This is a genomic window from Streptomyces sp. NPDC059003 (genome assembly GCF_042740445.1).
Classification (GTDB): domain Bacteria; phylum Actinomycetota; class Actinomycetes; order Streptomycetales; family Streptomycetaceae; genus Streptomyces.
In genome coordinates this window covers 28,459-43,740 of the sequence record NZ_JBHYJH010000026.1, presented here as the reverse complement: position 1 = coordinate 43,740, position 15,282 = coordinate 28,459, and the positions used below count along the sequence as shown (strand labels likewise).

The 15,282-nt window shown below is 71.7% G+C and carries 9 protein-coding genes; 6 read left to right on the top strand and 3 right to left on the bottom strand.

The genetic code is table 11. The features are described 5' to 3' along the window. Window positions 1-295: 295 nt before the first annotated feature. The 3 genes from ACFWZ5_RS13065 to ACFWZ5_RS13055 all read right to left on the bottom strand — a co-directional run bounded on the left by ACFWZ5_RS13065 (window position 296) and on the right by ACFWZ5_RS13055 (window position 4,233). Window positions 296-1,186 carry a hypothetical protein gene (locus ACFWZ5_RS13065; RefSeq protein ID WP_384791073.1) on the bottom strand — a complete coding sequence of 297 codons (891 nt, stop codon included), beginning with the start codon at window positions 1,184-1,186 and terminating at the stop codon, window positions 296-298. 191 nt (window positions 1,187-1,377) lie between these two features. Further along, window positions 1,378-2,880, bottom strand: coding sequence for a metallophosphoesterase (locus ACFWZ5_RS13060; protein ID WP_384791071.1), 1,503 nt, complete (start codon window positions 2,878-2,880; stop codon window positions 1,378-1,380). A 231-nt stretch (window positions 2,881-3,111) separates the two neighbouring features. Then, entirely contained in the window at window positions 3,112-4,233 is a 1,122-nt protein-coding gene (locus tag ACFWZ5_RS13055) for a LacI family DNA-binding transcriptional regulator (RefSeq protein ID WP_384791068.1), read from the bottom strand. A 505-nt stretch (window positions 4,234-4,738) separates the two neighbouring features. Here ACFWZ5_RS13055 and hisC point away from each other — a divergent pair. The 6 genes from hisC to ACFWZ5_RS13025 form a co-directional block, all read left to right on the top strand. Then, complete coding sequence (gene hisC / locus ACFWZ5_RS13050) at window positions 4,739-5,827, top strand: histidinol-phosphate transaminase (RefSeq protein ID WP_384791065.1); 1,089 nt, start codon at window positions 4,739-4,741, stop codon at window positions 5,825-5,827. Between the two features lie 314 nt (window positions 5,828-6,141). Then, on the top strand, window positions 6,142-7,689 hold the full coding sequence (locus tag ACFWZ5_RS13045) for a cytochrome ubiquinol oxidase subunit I (RefSeq protein WP_384791062.1): 1,548 nt from the start codon (window positions 6,142-6,144) through the stop codon (window positions 7,687-7,689). Window positions 7,690-7,703: 14 nt separating this feature from the next. Next, a complete protein-coding gene (gene cydB / locus ACFWZ5_RS13040) occupies window positions 7,704-8,732 on the top strand; it encodes a cytochrome d ubiquinol oxidase subunit II (RefSeq protein WP_384791059.1) in 1,029 nt (342 codons plus the stop codon). A gap of 64 nt (window positions 8,733-8,796) precedes the next feature. After that, window positions 8,797-12,348, top strand: coding sequence for a thiol reductant ABC exporter subunit CydD (gene cydD, locus ACFWZ5_RS13035; RefSeq protein WP_384791056.1), 3,552 nt, complete (start codon window positions 8,797-8,799; stop codon window positions 12,346-12,348). Window positions 12,349-12,426: 78 nt separating this feature from the next. Further along, on the top strand, window positions 12,427-14,235 hold the full coding sequence (locus tag ACFWZ5_RS13030; protein WP_384791053.1) for a GAF domain-containing protein: 1,809 nt from the start codon (window positions 12,427-12,429) through the stop codon (window positions 14,233-14,235). 215 nt (window positions 14,236-14,450) lie between these two features. After that, window positions 14,451-15,282 (top strand): M23 family peptidase (locus ACFWZ5_RS13025; protein WP_384890715.1); only part of this gene is annotated, 832 nt, incomplete at its 3' end.

The following is a 15,282-nucleotide window of genomic DNA, read 5'->3' as shown; positions in this document are numbered from 1 at the left end:
CGTACTCACGTGCCCGGCGGTACTCAGCGGTACTCAGCGGTGCTCAGCAGTACGCGGCAGCGCTCTGCACGTCTTCGGCGGCTGGCCTGAATCAGCCGTCGAACATTCGTCGAACTGATCCCGGGCTGCTCCCCGACTCCTCCCGAAGTGCTCCCGAACTACTCGGGATTGCTCGGGCGAACCACTTCGGGCTTCTTCGGGCTTCGGGCGGCTGCTCCGGGTTTGAGGACCGGGTCCGGGGACCGGGTCCGGGTCCGGCTCGGGTCTGGCTCCGATCCGGCTCCGGTCTGGCGGGCTAGTCCGGCTGGTGCTCGGGCCCTCCGTAGTCCGGGCTGGAGAAGTCCGGGCTGGAGTAGCTCGGCCGGGTGCCGGTGGTGGAGCCGCCCTCAGGGCTGCTGAACCCCGGCCTGTGGTAGCCGAGTTGCGGCATGCGCCCGGTCGGTCCCGGTGCTGACGCACGGCTCGTGGATGCCGGACCCGCCGGCTCCGCGAGCGCCTCCCGGAGGAAGGGCAGGACTCCGCGCTCCAGGAGCGCCTGGCACCAGGCGTCCCTGGCCCGGTCCACCTCCGCGTTCCGCTCGTGGTCCGAGCCTGCCTGGAGGGAGGTGGAGCCGTTGCGCAGTGCGGTCAGGAGCAGACCGACCGCGGCGACCAGGATGGCGCCCGCCGTGAGCGCGCCGAACAGCCACCCCGCGGTGAGCAGGGTGTCCGCGAAGGCGGGCTCCGGGTTGAGCATCTTCAGGATGTAGCCGACGAGCAGGAAGATCGCGGCGGCCGCCCCGGCGAGCAGCGGCGCGAGGACCGCGACCACGGCGACCGCTCCGGCGCCTGCGGTCTCGGTGACCTCGCCCATGGTCGTGGCGAGGCTGATACCGCCGGAGCCGGACTCGGACTCCGCCGGGGTGGAGCCGCTTCCGCTCCTTTCACTCATGGAAGTGGACGCGGAGGATCCGGAGTCGCGACGCTCCTCGCGGACCTTCACGTAGTGGTGGTATTCGGCCGCTGCTGCGGCCGTGATCAGTGCGGTGGCGTTGAGAGCCATCGTGCGCAGCTGCTCGGGGTTGAGTCGCTGGCCCACCGCGGCCAGCTCCGGGCGGTTCGGTGCGGTGCGCAGCGCCTCATCGAGGATCCGCTCGTACTGGGGGCGGTCCTCATTGAGCAGGTGTGGAGCGCTGTTCATGTGCATCCCCCGATGCTCCGTAGGGCTTGGGGCTCGCATGGTCACGAGCCGTCGGGCAGAAACGGAGGGGAGCCTGCTACGGATAGAGCGATGGTAGAGCCGTGACGGCACGCGGTGACAGGGGGTTTCCAGAATTGGCCCGCTGGCCAGCGAGATCCTGTACGGCTCCCGTATCCCTTCGCCTGCCCGGTGAACGCTCAGTTACCCAGCGGAAGTTGGCAGACCAGTAGCTTTCCGGCCATGGTCACACCGCCGTCCATGGCGATCGCGAGGCCGTCGGCGTAGATGTGCGGGCCCTCGATGACCGGACGGCCGTCGTCGTCCGCGTCGTACTCGGAGCCGACCTCGCCGAGCAGATACGGGATGGGGCTGTGGCCATGGACGATGCGGCCGCCGCCGTAGACGTCGAGCAGCTCGCGCACGGCCTGGGGGCCCGAGTCGTCGCGGAACGCGAAGCGCTTGGTGAACTTGCGGAACAGGTCCCAGTACTCGTCGGCGTCGTTGCGCGTGAGGGCCTCGTGGATCGTGTCGTTGACTTCCTCGATGGAGTCGCCGTAGTCGAGATAGGCGGTCGTGTCGGAGTGCACGAGCAGATGCCCGTCCTCCTCCACGATCGCGTCGAGGCGGGACATCCACTGGAGGTGGTGGTCCTCGAGACGCTCCATGTCGGTCTTCTGACCGCCGTTGAGCAGCCACGCCGCCTGGAAGGTGGCGGTGCCCGCGCCCGAGTTGACCGGGGTGTCGCCGAACCGCTTCGCGCCGATGAGCAGCAGTTCGTGGTTGCCCATGAGCGCCTTGCAGTAGCCGCCGGCCGCCGCGGCCTCGGCGGACAGGCGCATCACGAGGTCGATGACGCCGATGCCGTCGGGCCCGCGGTCGGTGAAGTCGCCGAGGAACCACAGGCGCGTGTTGCCCGCGCACCAGCTGAGCTCGCTGTCGATCAGCCCCTCTTCCTGGAGCGCCGCGACCAGCTCGTCCAGGTAGCCGTGCACGTCACCGACGACGTACAGCGGACCGAGCTCCTCCGCGCCGGGCGCGGGCGGCGGCTCGGGCATCTCGCGCACCTCGACCTGCAGGGTGTCGCCGCGGCGGTTGGGGTTGATGACGGGGAGATCGCGCTCGGTGGGGGTGTAGCCGTCGGGGGCCTCGCCCGCGGAGCCGGCGTGGGTCTGGGCCGCGGGAGGGGTCATGGGGCCGGTGGCCGCCGCCCCGGGGACGGCGTACGGCTGCCCGGCGGGGGCCTGCCCGGAGGGAACCGGACCGGAGGGGACCGGTCCGGCGGGTGCCTGCCCGGCAGCGCCGCTCGCGTGCCGCGCGGGATCCTGCTGTACGGGGCTCGCTACGGGGCCCGGCACGGAGCTCGCTACGGGGCCCGCCGCAGGTGTCGGCTCCACGCGGCCCGGCTCCACGGGACCGGGCTGCACGGGAACCCGCGGCGGAATCCCCGCCCGGCCCTCCGCCCGCACCCCCACGGAGTCCTGCGCGGCGCCCTGGGCCCGAACCGGGACCTGTCCCTGGGGGTGCGCGGAGTGCGGAGCCCGGTCCTGGGCGGCGTGCACGGCCTGGTCCTGGGCGCGCTCCTGCGCCACCGCGCCGTCCTGGCCGGTCTCGCGGACGCCCTCATAGACGTACGCGGGCACGCGGAAGTCGCGCAGCGTCGCCGTCCGCACCTCGGGTCCCCGACCGGCCCCCTGAGTCATCGACCCCTCCACCACCATTGCGCCGCATCTGCACCGGTATCGGACTGCCTGGTCGCAGCGGCCCGCGGTGTCGTCCGCCCATCATAGGAATGCGGCTGTCGCTGTGTGGTGCACCAGGGGTGGTGAATCGATGGGGAGGCCCAGTTCACCGCGGTTTTCTCCCGAATTGGCCCGAGGTTTCCCCGCAGGTCGCGGGGGTGCGCCCTGCGGGGTCGGGTCGGGGTGGCCGGGTCAGCCGTGGCCGGGTGAGCGGGGCGGGCTGACGGTCGTACGGGGTGGACGTCGCTCGGACGAGGTGCGCACGATCAGTTCGGTCGGTATCACCTGCTCGACCGGCCGCCCGGTGTCGAGGCCCTCGATGGCGTCGATCAGGAGCTGGACGACGGCGGTGCCGATGCGGCGCGGCTTCAGGGACAGCGTGGTGATGGGCGGCTCGGTGGTCGCGTACACGGTCGACTCGCTGCAGCACACCAGGAGCAGGTCGTCGGGGACGCGCAGGCCGTAGCGGCGGGCGGCGGCGAGGAGGTCGGTGCCGTTCGGGTCGAACAGGCCGTACACGGCGTCGGGCCGGTCGGGGCGGGCGAGCAGGCGGTCGGCGGCGACGGCGCCCGCGCACGGGTCGTGGGCGGGGTAGGACTCGTACACCGGGTCCTGGCCGACGCGCTCGCACCAGCGCAGATAGGCCGTCGTGGACAGATGCGTGTACGTGTCCGTGGTGGTGCCGGTGAGCAGCCCGATGCGGCGGGCGCCGGCGGCTGCGAGGTGCTCCAGGATCTCCAGGACCGCGGCCTCGTGGTCGTTGTCGACCCAGGCGGTGACCGGCAGGGATCCTGCGGGCCGCCCGTCGGACACCACCGGGAGCCCCTGGCGCACCAGCTCACTGACCACCGGGTCGTGGTCGGAGGGGTCGACGACTACCGTGCCGTCGAGCGCGACGTTCGACCACACGTCGACGGGGCTGCGGCGCGAGGTCGCGGGCAGGATCACCAGGGCATACCCGCGGGCGAGTGCGGCGGATGTGGCGGCTCTCGCCATCTCCGCGAAGTACGCGAATTCGGTGAAGGTGAAAGGTTCATCCCCGTACGTCGTCACGGTCAGGCCGATGAGTCCCGACTTGCCCGTACGGAGCGTGCGGGCCGCCGCCGACGGGCGATAGCCCAGGCGGTCGGCGACCTCGCGTACATGGCGCCGCGTGGCGTCGGGCAGTCTGCCCTTGCCGTTGAGTGCGTCGGACACAGTCGTGATGGAGACACCGGCTGCGGCGGCGACGTCTCTGATGCCTGCTCGACTCTGCCGGTTGCCCCGGCGGGAGGTCTCCGCTCGGCTCACCTGGTGCTTCCCTGCTGCTGTCATGGCGAGCCGATAGTAGGGCTCATGGGGGTGGGTAGTGCGGGCGCATATTCACCCGTTGACAGGCACGTTTCTGCATGGTGAAAGTCCGTCAGTGACCTTCGAAACATAGGTAGTTGAGCCTGCTGCTGGGCATCGTCCCCTTGTCGTCGCGCAGGGGCCTGCCAAATCAGCCAGGTATCGAAGAGGTCTCAACTCACCTTCACGAGGGATGCGCGCCACGGAGCGAGCCACCGGCGTACGCTCCCCTGGGGAGCGCTCCCTCCTCGGTGTGCGCGGGGTGGGGGTGTTCTCTTCGGCTGCGGGTGTCGTTCCGCGTGGATCTTTTTCCCACCCCGCCCGCCCGTTTCCGGTCTCCCGCGGGGCGAGGCCTCTCGTGGGGCCTGCCCGCCGTCGGCGGCTGCGGCCCGGGGCGCCCCCGCCAGGCCTTCGCAGGGGCGGCGAATCCTCATAAGGTGAGAATCATTGAAGGCTGCATGATCACGAAATGATCACGAGGAGGACCGCGGTGAGCGAGACGAGCCCCAGGCTGCGCGCCGAGCTGGAGGGTATTCCCGCCTACAAGCCGGGCAGGAACGCCCAGAGCGGCGAGGGCGGCGGACCCGTCGTGTACAAGCTGTCCTCCAACGAGAACCCCTATCCGCCGCTGCCCGGCGTGATGGAGAAGGCGGTCGCCGCCGCCGGGTCCTTCAACCGCTACCCGGACTACGGGTGCGACGCCCTGATCCACGAGATCGCGGACCGCTTCGGCGTGCCCGTCGACCACGTCGCCACCGGTGTCGGTTCGGTCGGCCTCGCGCAGCAGCTGGTCACGGTGACGGTGACGCCGGGCGACGAAGTCCTGTACGCCTGGCGGTCCTTCGAGGGGTACCCGGTGGTCACGACGGTCGGCGGCGGCACGTCGGTGATGGTGCCGCTGACGCCGGGCGAGCAGCACGACCTCGACGCCATGGCCGACGCGATCACCGACCGCACGCGCCTGATCTTCGTCTGCAACCCGAACAACCCGACCGGCACGGTCGTCACGCGCGCGGACCTGGAGCGCTTCCTCGACCGGGTGCCGTCCGACATCCTGGTCGTGATCGACGAGGCGTACGTGGAGTTCGTCCGCGACCCCGAGACGCCCAACGGCATCGAGCTGTACCGCGACCGTCCGAACGTCTGTGTCCTGCGCACCTTCTCCAAGGCGTACGGCCTCGCGGGCCTGCGCGTCGGCTTCGCGATCGCCCACCCGCCGGTGGCCGCCGCGCTGCGCAAGACGGTGGTCCCGTTCGGCGTGAACCAGCTGGCGCAGGACGCGGCGGTGGCCTCGCTGCGCTCGGAGGACGAGCTTCTCGGGCGCGTCGGCTCCCTGGTCGGCGAGCGCACGCGCGTCCTCGAGGCGCTGCGGGCGCAGGGCTGGACCGTGCCCGACACGCAGGCGAACTTCGTGTGGCTGCGCCTCGGTGACCGGACGGTGGACTTCGCCGCCGCGTGCGAGAAGGCCGGCGTGATCATCCGGCCGTACGCGGGGGAGGGTGTCCGCGTCACGATCGGCGAGACCGAGGCCAACGACATCTTCCTGGCGACGGCGGAGGCCTTCCGCAAGGAGCTGTAGGGGCAGAGCTGGGGACGCACGGTCCCTGGGCGGTACGCGTAAGGGGCACCCACCATTGCGGGGTGCCCCTTACTCATGTGGACTCATGTGGCCCAGGCGGCTGTGGCCCAAGCGGCTCCGCGCGCCCACCGGTCCCCGGTCCTCGGCGGGTTTCCAGCGGTAAGGGGGACCCCCCTTTCGAGCGTCATTCACCAGTACGACATAATGCTTGTGAATGTGAACGCGTTCACAAGCGTGTCCTGGTTGCTCCAGAGATGTCTGGGACATAAGGGGCAAACTGCCGCTATGACCACGGCATGTAAGGAGAAGGCGACGTGGACCTGGCTCTGGCGCCGGAAACACTGGCGCGCTGGCAGTTCGGCATCACCACCGTCTACCACTTCCTTTTCGTCCCCCTGACGATCTCGTTGGCCGCCCTCACGGCGATCCTCGAGACGGCCTGGGTGCGGACCGGCAAGGAGCACTACCTCAGAGCCACCAAGTTCTGGGGCAAGCTGTTCCTGATCAACATCGCGATGGGCGTCGTCACCGGCATCGTGCAGGAGTTCCAGTTCGGCATGAACTGGTCCGACTACTCGCGCTTCGTCGGAGACGTCTTCGGCGCCCCGCTCGCCTTCGAGGCCCTGATCGCCTTCTTCTTCGAGTCGACGTTCATCGGTCTGTGGATCTTCGGGTGGGACAAGCTGCCGAAGAAGCTGCACTGCGCGACGATCTGGATCGTGTCGATCGGCACCGTCCTGTCGGCGTACTTCATCATCGCGGCCAACGCCTTTATGCAGCACCCGGTCGGCTACAAGATCGTGGAGCGGGACGGCAGCAAGCGCGCCGAGCTCACCGACTTCTCCAAGGTGCTGTTCCAGGAGACGACGCTCGTCAACTTCTTCCACGTCATCGCGGCGACCATCCTGGTCGGTGGCGCCTTCATGACCGGCATCGCCATCTTCCACCTGCGCAAGAAGCGGCACGTCCGCACGATGCGCATGTCGCTGCGGCTCGGCCTCGTCACCGCGTTCGTCGGCACCCTGCTCACCGTGATCAGCGCCGACACCCTCGGCAAGGTCATGTACGAGCAGCAGCCGATGAAGATGTCGGCCGCCGAGGCCCTGTGGGAGAGCGAGAAGCCAGCGCCGTTCTCGCTGTTCGCCTACGGAGACGTCGCCAAGGGCCACAACGAGGTCGCCATAGAGATCCCCGGGGTGCTCTCCTTCCTCGCCAAGAACAACTTCAGCGCGGAAATCCCCGGCATCAACGACCTCAACAAGGAAGCCCAGGAGAAGTTCGGCCCCGGTGACTACCGGCCCAACATCCCCACCGCGTACTGGTCCTACCGCTGGATGATCGGCTTCGGCGGCGTCTCGATGGCCCTGTGCACCGCCGGACTCTGGCTCACCAGGCGGAAGTTCTGGCTCGCCCCCGAGCACCACACCGGCGCGGACGACGTACCGAAGCTCATGCTCACCAAGAACAAGGAGCTGTCGCCGAAGCTCGGCACCTGGTGGTGGCGCCTGTCGCAGTGGACGCTGATCTTCCCGCTCATCGGCACCGCCTGGGGCTGGATCTTCACCGAGACGGGGCGGCAGCCCTGGGTCGTCTACGGCGTCCTGAAGACCGAGGACGCGGTCTCCCCCGGTGTCTCGCAGGGTGAGGTGCTCACCTCGCTGATCGTCTTCACGCTGATCTACGCGATCCTCGCCGTCATCGAGGTCAGGCTGCTGCTCAAGTACGTCAGGCAGGGGCCGCCCGAGCTCACCGAGGCCGACCTCAACCCGCCCACCAGGATCGGCGGCCCGCCCAGTGGTGGCACCGGCGCGAACGCCGACGCCGATGCCGACGCCGACCGGCCCATGGCCTTCTCGTACTAAGGAGCTGGGCGCACATGGAACTGCACGACGTCTGGTTCGTCCTGATCGCCGTCCTGTGGATCGGCTACTTCTTCCTGGAGGGCTTCGACTTCGGGGTCGGTGTCCTCACCAAGCTGCTCGCCCGTGACCGGGCCGAGAAGCGGGTTCTGATCAACACCATCGGGCCCGTCTGGGACGGCAACGAGGTGTGGCTGCTCTCGGCGGGCGGCGCGACCTTCGCCGCCTTCCCCGAGTGGTACGCGACGCTCTTCTCCGGCTTCTATCTGCCGCTGCTGATCATCCTGGTCAGCCTGATCGTGCGCGGTGTCGCCTTCGAGTACCGGGCGAAGCGGCCCGAGGAGCGCTGGCAGACCAACTGGGAACACGCGATCTTCTGGACCTCGCTGATCCCGGCCTTCCTGTGGGGCGTGGCCTTCGGCAACATCGTGCGCGGCGTGAAGATCGACGCGCACAAGGAGTACGTGGGCAACTTCTGGGACCTGCTCAACCCGTACGCGCTCCTCGGCGGCCTGGTCACCCTGACGCTCTTCACCTTCCACGGAGCGGTGTTCACGGCGCTCAAGACGGTGGGCGACATCCGGCTGCGGGCGCGGAAGCTGGCGCTGGTCCTCGGCCTGGTCACGGCGGTGCTCGCGGTCGGCTTCCTCGGCTGGACGCAGGCCGACAACGGCGACGGCAAGAGCCTGGTCGCGCTGATCGTCGCCGTCGTGGCGCTCGTCGCCGCCCTCGGGGCCAACCAACGCGGGCGTGAGGGATGGTCGTTCGCCCTGTCGGGAGTCACGATCGTCGCGGCCGTCGCGATGCTCTTCCTGACGCTCTTCCCGAACGTCATGCCGTCGTCGCTGAACGAGGACTGGAGCCTCACGGTCACCAACGCCTCGTCGACCCCGTACACCCTGAAGATCATGACCTGGTGCGCGGGCATCGCCACGCCCGTCGTGCTGCTCTACCAGTCGTGGACGTACTGGGTGTTCCGCAAGCGGATCGGTACGCAGCACATCGCGCCGGACCCGGCGCATCCCGCGCCGGACGCCGCACACTGATTCAGCCGCGCACGGAGGAGCCAACTCTCCGTACGCCCACGGTCCTTGCGAGGGAGTGTTTCACGTGAAACCAGTCGACCCGCGCCTGCTCAGGTACGCACGGGCCACCCGCTTCTTCCTCGTCGCGGTGGTCGGCCTCGGCCTCGTCGGTGCCGTCCTGGTCGTGGCTCAGGCCATGCTCATCGCCGAGGTGGTCGTCGGGTCCTTCCAGGATGACTTGGGCGTGGGCGACTTGGGGCGGCCGCTGGTGCTGCTCGCGGCGGTCGCCGTCGGCCGGGCCCTGGTGGCCTGGCTGACGGAGCTCGCCGCGCACCGGGCGAGCGCCGCGGTCAAGTCGGAGCTGCGGGGGCGGCTCGTGGAGCGGGCGGGGGCGCTGGGGCCCGGCTGGTTGAGCCACCAGCGGACGGGGTCGCTGATCACGCTGGCGACGCGCGGCGTCGACGCGCTCGATGACTACTTCTCGCGCTATCTGCCGCAGTTGGGGCTCGCGGTGGTGGTGCCGGTGGCGGTGCTCGCGCGCATCGTCACCGAGGACTGGGTGTCGGCGGCGATCATCGCAGGGACGCTGCCGCTGATCCCGGTCTTCATGATGCTGATCGGCTGGGCGACGCAGGCCCGGATGGACCGCCAATGGCGGCTGCTCTCCCGGCTCTCGGGGCACTTCCTCGATGTCGTCGCGGGGCTGCCGACGCTGAAGGTGTTCGGCCGTGCCAAGGCGCAGGCCGAGTCGATCCGCAGGATCACGGGCGAGTACCGGCGGGCGACGATGCGGACGCTGCGCATCGCCTTCCTGTCGTCGTTCGCCCTGGAGCTCCTCGCGACGATCTCGGTGGCCCTGGTGGCGGTGACCATCGGCATGCGGCTCGTCCACGGCGACATGGCCCTGTACGACGGCCTGGTCATCCTGATCCTGGCGCCCGAGGCCTACCTGCCGCTGCGCCAGGTCGGCGCCCGGTACCACGCGGCCGCGGAGGGGCTCGCCGCCGCGGAGGAGATCTTCGGCGTCCTGGAGACACCGGTTCCGGCCGGGGGAACCGGGGCGGTGCCCGAGGGCGGTGCGCTGCGCGTGGACGGCGTGACGGTCCGGTATCCGGGTCGGGCGGTGGACGCCGTCTCCGGGGTGTCGTTCACGGTCGAGCCCGGTGAGACGGTGGCCCTGGTCGGGCCGAGCGGGTCCGGCAAGTCGACGCTTCTGCAGGCGCTGTTGGGCTTTGTGCGGCCTGCGGAGGGGCGGGTGCGGGTGGCTGTGGGTTCGGCGGGTTCGGCCGATGAGGGTGTGGATCTGGCGGACGTCTCCCTGGAGCAGTGGCGGGAACGGGTCGCCTGGGTGCCGCAGCGGCCGCATCTGTTCGCCGGGACCATCGCGGACAACGTCCGGCTCGCGCGGCCGGACGCGGATGACGTGGCGGTGCGGGACGCGCTGTGCGCGGCGGGGGCGGGCGCGTTCGTGGACGCGCTGCCCTTGGGGGCGGACACCGTTCTGGGGGAGGACGGGGTGGGGCTCTCCGCGGGGCAGCGGCAGCGGGTCGCACTGGCGCGGGCGTTCCTGGCCGACCGGCCGGTGGTGCTGCTCGACGAGCCGACGGCCGCGCTGGACGGGGAGACCGAGGCGGGGATCGTCGACGCGGTGCGCCGACTGGCTGTGGGGCGGACCGTGGTGCTCGTTGTCCATCGGCCCGCGTTGCTGGCTGTCGCCGACCGGGTCGTCCACGTGGGCGTCTCCGTAGAGGGGGACCGGCACCGGGGGCTGTGCCCACCCGTGCCGCCCTGCGGCACGACTGCCCACAGCAGGAGCAGCAAGCGGGATGCGGTTGGTGCTCGCCCCCTGACTCAGGCAGGTGCGTGGGGTGAGTCCCACGCGAAGGGTGGCGTGCTGGCTCGTGTGCGCGGGGTGGCGCAGCAGCGGCGGGGGCGGCTTGCCTTGGCCCTGCTGCTCGGCAGCCTCGCCCTGGGGAGCGCCGTCGGCCTGATGGCCACCTCCGGGTGGCTGATCTCGCGGGCCTCGGAGCAGCCGCCGGTGATGTACCTGATGATCGCCGTGACGGCCACGCGCGCGTTCGGCATCGGGCGGGCCTGCTTCCGCTACGCCGAGCGCCTCGTGTCGCACGACGCGGTGCTGCGGATGCTCGCCGACATGAGGGTCACCGTGTTCCGGCGCCTGGAGCGCCTCGCGCCCGCGGGGCTGCGCACGACCCGCCGGGGCGACCTGCTTTCGCGGCTCGTCGCCGACGTGGACGCGCTGCAGGACTACTGGCTGCGCTGGCTGCTGCCCGCCGGCGCGGCGGCCGTCGTGAGCGCGGGGGCGGTCGGCTTCACCGCGTGGCTGCTGCCGGAGGCGGGCGCCGTGCTGGCCGTGGGGCTGCTGGTCGCCGGTGTCGGGGTGCCCCTCGTGAGCGGTGCGGTCGCCCGTCGCGCGGAGCGCAGGCTGGCCCCCGCGCGCGGGGTGCTCGCGACACGGGTGGCCGATCTGCTCACGGGGACGGCCGAGCTGACGGTCGCGGGTGCGCTGCGGCGGCGTACCGAGAAGGTGCGGGAAGCCGACGCCGAGCTGACCCGGATCGCCTCCCGCACGGCGGCCGCTACCGCGCTCGGCGACGGGCTCGGCGCGCTCGCGACGGGCCTCACGGTGGCCGCGGCCGCGCTCGTCGGCGTCCAGGGAGTGCACGACGGACGGCTCAGCGGCGTCGCGCTCGCCGTGGTGGTCCTCACGCCGCTGGCCGCGTTCGAGGCGGTCCTCGGCCTGCCCGTCGCCGTGCAGTACCGCCAGCGCGTCAAGAAGAGCGCGGAGCGGGTCCACGAGGTCCTCGACGCCCCCGAACCCGTCCCGTCCCCCGCCGTGCCCGCACAGGCCCCGCAGACGCCGTTCCCGCTCCGCCTCGAAGGCCTGCGGGCGCGCTACGACGGGCAGGAGCGGGACGCGCTCGCCGGGGTCTCGCTCACCCTCGACCGCGGCCGCCGCGTCGCCGTCGTCGGCCCGTCCGGGTCGGGCAAGACGACGCTCGCCCAGGTGCTGCTGCGCTTCCTGGGCGCGGACGGCGGAACGTACGCGCTGGGCGGCACGGACGTCGCCGCGCTCGACGGCGACAGCGTGCGACGCCTCGTCGGCCTGTGCGCGCAGGACGCGCACGTCTTCGACAGCTCCGTACGCGAGAACCTGCTGCTCGCACGCAAGGACGCGAGCGACGACGAGCTGTTCGGCGCCCTGGCGCGGGCCCGGCTCGACGGGTGGGTGCGGTCGCTGCCCGACGGGCTCGACACGCTCGTCGGGGAGCACGGAGCCCGGCTCTCCGGAGGGCAGCGCCAGCGCCTCGCGCTCGCCCGTGTGCTGCTCGCCGACTTCCCCGTCCTGGTCCTCGACGAGCCCGCCGAGCACCTCGACCTGCCGACCGCGGACGCCCTCACCGCCGACCTCCTCGCGGCCACCGAAGGACGCACGACGCTGCTCATCACGCACCGTCTGGCCGGACTCGACAAAGTTGACGAGGTGCTCGTCCTGGATGCCGGTCGCGTGGTGCAGCGCGGCCCGTACGAGGAGCTGGTGGCCGTCGAGGGGCCGCTGCGGCGGATGCGGGAGCGGGAGTCGGCGGCGGACGCGCTGGCGGGGGCCGGGGTCTGATGGATCCTGTGCCCGATGGTGTTCCCGTGCCCGGTGGCTCGACTTTCCCCGTCAAATCGGACTAACTACCCTCAAGGCATGCCCAGCCCTCCGGCCTCAGCCGCCCCGCCGCCCTCTGAGGGCACTCCGGACCCGGGCGACCCGGTGGGCCTGGATGACCCGGTGGACCCGGGTGACGCGGTGGGCCTGGTGCTGCCGGTCCATCCGGCCGAGGCCGCGGCGCAGGCGACCCGCAGCCTGCAGGGGCTCTCCACCGAGCTGACCGCCCGCGTGCCGCAGCTCCTGGAAGCGATGCGGTCCGTGGGCACGGGGCTCGAACTGCACACCACCCTGGACCGCATCTGCGAGACCGCGGCCGAGCTCACGGACGCGCACTACGCGGCGATCGGCGTGGTCTCCGAAGACGGCGGCGGGCTCTCGGACTTCGTCTACTACGGCATCGACGAGGCATCGGCCGCGCGCATCGGCCGCCTCCCCGACGGTCACCGCGGGCTGCTCGGCGCGCTCATCCACCAGCCGGAGAACCTGCGCCTCGCCGACCTCTCCGCCGACCCGCGCTCCTGCGGCTTCCCCGCCCACCACCCGCCGATGCGCACCTTCCTGGGGGTGCCGATCCGCGTCCAGGGCGAGATCTTCGGCAACCTGTACCTCACGGAGAAGCGCGGCGGGGCCGAGTTCAACGACTACGACGTCCACATGGTGCGCGTCCTCGCCACGGAGGCGGGCATCGCGATCGGCAACGCCCGCCTGTACGAGGCGGCCAAGCAACGCGAGCGGTGGATCGACGGCTCCGTGGCCGTCACCACGGCGCTCCTGTCGGGCTCCGACGCGGAGGACGCGCTCGCGGTCGTCGCGGAGCAGGCGCGGCACCTCGCGGACTCGGCGGCCGGGATCGTGCTGCTGCCCGACGACGAGGGCGGCATGGAGATCGTCGCCGTCTCCTCGGACAAGCCAAGCAACGCCCTGGGTGTCGTCGTCCCTCCGGAGAGCCGGATTATCGCCGACCTCCTGGACGGGCAGGCGGTGTTCATCGAGGACGCGGCGACCGACCCGCGCATCATGACCGACCTGGCACGCGAGTACGGCCCCGTCATGATGCTGCCCCTCCAGAGCGACGGCCGTGTCCTGGGGACACTGGTCACGCCACGCGCGCGTGCGGGACGCCCGTTCACGGAGGCCGAGCGGACGCTCGCGACGCAGTTCGCCTCGCAGGCGGCGCTCGCCCTGATGATGGCGGAGGCGCAGCGCGACCGGGAGCGGCTCGCGGTGTACGAGGACCGCGACCGCATCGCCCGCGATCTGCACGACCTCGTCATCCAGCGGCTCTTCGCCACCGGCATGATGCTGGAGAGCGCCCAGCGGCGGTCCGTGGTGCCCGAGGTGCGCGAGGGCGTCGGCAAGGCCGTGGACGAGCTGGACGTGACCATCCAGGAGATCCGTACGGCGATCTTCGCGCTCCAGCAGGGCCCCGCGGAGGCGCCGTCGGGGCTGCGCACCCGGGTCCTGCGCGAGATCAACATGGCGGCCGTGCCGCTGGGCTTCAAGCCCTCGCACCGGTTTCTGGGCCCCGTCGACACGGTCGTCGGCGAGCTCACCGGCAAGAACCTCATCGCGGCGCTCCGCGAGGCCCTGTCGAACGCGTTCCGGCACGCGCAGGCCGCGCGCATCGACGTCGTGGTCGACGCCACGCACGTCCTGCCGGACGGCCGTCAGGGCGTCCGTCTGACCGTCGCGGACGACGGCGTGGGCATCGCGGAGGGTGGCCGCCGCAGCGGCTTGAAGAACCTCAAGAGGCGGGCCGAGTCCCTGGGCGGCGACAGCTGGTACGGGCCCGGCATCGGCGAGGACGGCGGCGGCACGACGGTGGTGTGGGAGGCACCGCACTGACGGGTGGCCGCACTGACGGGTGGCCGCGCTGACGGATGGCCGCGCTGACGGGTCGCCGTGCTGACCGGTGGCCGCGCTGACGGGCCCCGCACCGGGGCTGCCTCACCGAGGGACCGCCGTTCGGCCGTACGCGTCTGCGCCGTACGAGTCACCCGGTCCCCCGCGCGCACGAGTCAGCTGGGAGCCGCCCGCGCCCGCGGGCAACGATCCGTGACATGCGCCCACCTCCACGCCGCCCGCGCAGCCTGGCCCTCGTGTCGGCTCTGCTGTGCGCGCTCGCCGTCGCCGGTGCCCCGTGCGCGGCGGCGTCCGAGGGCGGAGACCGGGCCGACGGGCCGAGCACCAGCGCGGAGGTGGCGCGGCTCTACGAAGAGGCGTCGGCGGCCACCCAGCGCTACGAGACCGGGCGGCGCGCGGCCGGCGAGCAGCGCACCCGCGTCCAGGGCCTCGACCGGCTGCTCGCCAAGGAGCGGGACCAGGTCGCCGTACTGCACGAGGACCTGGGCCGGCTGGCCAGCGCCCAGTACCGCACCGGCGGTGGCCTTTCGCTCACCGCGCGGCTGCTGCTCGCCGAGAGCCCCGACGCGCTCATGCGCGGCAGGCGGGCCCTGGGCCAGGCGGACCTCGCCGTCACCAACGCCGTCGCCAAGACCCAGCAGGCCGCCGGCCGGCTCACCGAGGCCAGACGGTCGGCGGACCGCGCCCGGCGGGCCCTTGACCGCCACACCGCGCGCCTGGCCCGCCTCAAGCGGGACATCGAGGCGAAGCTGGAGTCGGCGCGGTGGACGCTGCAGGGCGAGGCGGACCGGTCGGTCGCGGCGGGGCGGTGCCGGGGCGCGGTGAGGCTCGCGCAGCCGGAAACGCCCGCCACGCGCGCGTGGGTGCCGCCCGTGGAGGCGTACGACCTGTCCGCGGGCTTCGACAGCGCGGGTGAGCGCTGGGCGCACCGGCACACGGGGCAGGACTTCGCCGTCGGCATCGGGGCGCCGGTGCGGGCGGCGGGCGCGGGGCGTGTGGAGCGGGTGGCGTGCGGCGGCGGCTTCGGCA

What these genes read in the sequence shown, in the direction of transcription:
- ACFWZ5_RS13065 (WP_384791073.1), bottom strand. Translation starts at nt 1,186, where the DNA reads ATGCACATGAACAGCGCTCCACACCTGCTCAATGAGGACCGCCCCCAG.
- ACFWZ5_RS13060 (WP_384791071.1), bottom strand. Translation starts at nt 2,880, where the DNA reads ATGACTCAGGGGGCCGGTCGGGGACCCGAGGTGCGGACGGCGACGCTG.
- ACFWZ5_RS13055 (WP_384791068.1), bottom strand. Translation starts at nt 4,233, where the DNA reads ATGACAGCAGCAGGGAAGCACCAGGTGAGCCGAGCGGAGACCTCCCGC.
- cydB (WP_384791059.1), top strand. Translation starts at nt 7,704, where the DNA reads ATGGAACTGCACGACGTCTGGTTCGTCCTGATCGCCGTCCTGTGGATC.
- ACFWZ5_RS13030 (WP_384791053.1), top strand. Translation starts at nt 12,427, where the DNA reads ATGCCCAGCCCTCCGGCCTCAGCCGCCCCGCCGCCCTCTGAGGGCACT.